Origin of the sequence: Carboxydocella sp. ULO1 (assembly GCF_002049255.1) — a bacterium.
In the GTDB taxonomy this organism is placed as follows: domain Bacteria; phylum Bacillota.
In genome coordinates this window covers 1-2,193 of record NZ_BDLQ01000079.1, presented here as the reverse complement: position 1 = coordinate 2,193, position 2,193 = coordinate 1, and the positions used below count along the sequence as shown (strand labels likewise).

Genomic DNA, 2,193 nt, shown 5'->3' with positions numbered 1-2,193 from the left:
CCTGCACGTCAAACATTTATATGGTCTTAGTCAGCAGGCAGTAGAAAATCAGTTATATATCGCATTGGCAACATACTGTTTATTGAAGATGATCCAAATAAGGACAGGGTAGTGAAGGACCACTGCTGACTGTAAAAAGGTTTGTTTGCGCCTGTATTTATGAGCCCTACGAGGTATTTAGGAAAAAACTAAGTAAACAGAAAAAGCGAACGTCCAAAGGACGACGAAGACTAAATTACGAAGCAATATATGAGTTAACAGTAAGGCAAGTAATGGACGGAGAAACAAATTTTCTGAATGAAGTGAGTTATGACCCAATTATATTGTAAAGCAAAATGGCTGACAAAATGTGGAATAGGACTACCCTCTATTACCACTAGCCCTTTTGGCCAAAGAACTGGAGTCCTTAATTACATATAATTACATAAATGTCATATATACCATAATGCGTAATGACCAAAACATAGTTGACTACCATTCATAAAATTAATGCAACGCTACTGAGAAGCAGAGCTGAATTTTGAAAAATTCAAGGAAAAATGGGGAAGTAAATATCCATTAGTCATAAAATTCTGGGAAAGAAACTGGCTTGAGCTTACGGCATATTTTAGATACCCGGAAGAAATCCGCCGGCTCATATATACAACAAACATTGTTGAGGGCTACCACAGACAATTGCGTAAAATATGTAAAACCAAAACGGCTTATCCTACGGATGATGCTTTGCGCAAGATAATTTATCTTGCAACCCAGGAAATAAGCAAAAAATGGACAATGCCAATCAGAGACTGGGGTAGATGTATGTCACAATTAGTAATATATTTTGGTGATCGGTTATCTAGTAAACTGCAATAAGGGTGCTTGGGGGCTCTGCCCCCAACTCCCCGGGGTTTTACGCTTTTGTTCTCCCAAGGAGGAAGAAAAAAGGGGGAAATCCCCCTGGCAGAACCACTTCAGGCGCTCAGGTTGCTCCCCAGCAGAGCCCTATCCTCCTGAAATGTAAGAGCCGTTTATAGTATGCCCTCAATTACCAGGGAAAAACCATTTACACAAAACTATTTACATACCCCAATAAATCATACCTTAATAGAGTAGTACTCTCTTCAAGCATCTTTAATGATTAGTTTTTCTTATTTCTATTCATTATAATCTGCTTCATATTAGTATAGATTTTGTCCATACCAACCAACCTACATAGAAATTGAAAGAAGTGAAGACCAAGTACAATAACTATGAGCAGCCCAATCATTAACCCCACGTATTGAACGAATCCTATAATACTGTTTATGAGATAGATAAATTTGAATATCCCTATGACGTATAATATAGAGAACATTATTAAGTACATCCTCATAAACTCATCAAAAATAAATAGTTTTTTTAATAAACTTTTTAAAGTTTTAAACGCCATAGTTTATATCCCTTTCTGGCTGAAGTATTTTTTAGTGTTTGCTTTTTTTGTCTTGTAAATAAATGTCAATATTGACATTTGCCCCAACTAAAAATTCTAGTAACCCGTCGGCAGAAAAAATATGATATGAATCATCCGACCGTCTATCAAGTATAGAGACTTCACCCATGGCACCTATTCCCGCCACATTTCCTCCTACATTAGCATACACATTTAAATTGCCAACCCTTAACTTTGCATGAAGATTTCCTTCTTTTAATGTAGCATAAGCACCCCCTCCAAGACTGCCCAGTGCAAGTCCTTTATCACTTTCTAGATAAAGTCCTCCTTTTACAACACCTGTATTTACATCTACACCTGCAGTAAATCCTAAGAAGTTTTTAGGATTGTCAAGGCTTATTATCTCTATGCTTTTTGCGATGTACCCATTTTCAGAATGATAACTGCGAAAAGTTAATTGGAAAATTAGTCGTTTAAACAAACTTATGAGTCGTTTTGCTAGAGTATCGGTATCTCTCTTTGATTTAAACCCAAAAAAGGGCGCACTAATCCCTTTAGCTCCAGAATGATTTTAAAATCATTTGGCCTGCAACTTTTTACTCATATATAGAATACTTTTATTCTCATTTTTAAGCTACCAGGCTCCGCATCTTCTCTGCCTGGTTCTCCCGGATTCGCCCTATCGCCATTGCTAGCATAACACATAGGGCCAGTCCGCACCGCAGCTTCATTTTGGCCATGCCCCGAATGGTATGCTGTTCGAATCCAAAGGATACATCGAG

At 37.6% G+C, this 2,193-nt stretch carries 1 protein-coding gene and 1 pseudogene; one reads left to right on the top strand and one right to left on the bottom strand.

Annotated features, from left to right (window positions below; all coding sequences use genetic code 11):
- Positions 1 to 504: 504 nt before the first annotated feature.
- Positions 505 to 855 (top strand): annotated as a pseudogene (locus ULO1_RS10205) (transposase); the annotation flags it as partial.
- Between the two features lie 587 nt (positions 856 to 1,442).
- Here the strand turns inward: ULO1_RS10205 and ULO1_RS10195 are convergent.
- The gene (locus ULO1_RS10195; RefSeq protein ID WP_079933515.1) at positions 1,443 to 1,892 is read right to left on the bottom strand and encodes a hypothetical protein; all 450 of its coding nucleotides are present in this window, start codon (positions 1,890 to 1,892) and stop codon (positions 1,443 to 1,445) included.
- Positions 1,893 to 2,193: the final 301 nt, after the last annotated feature.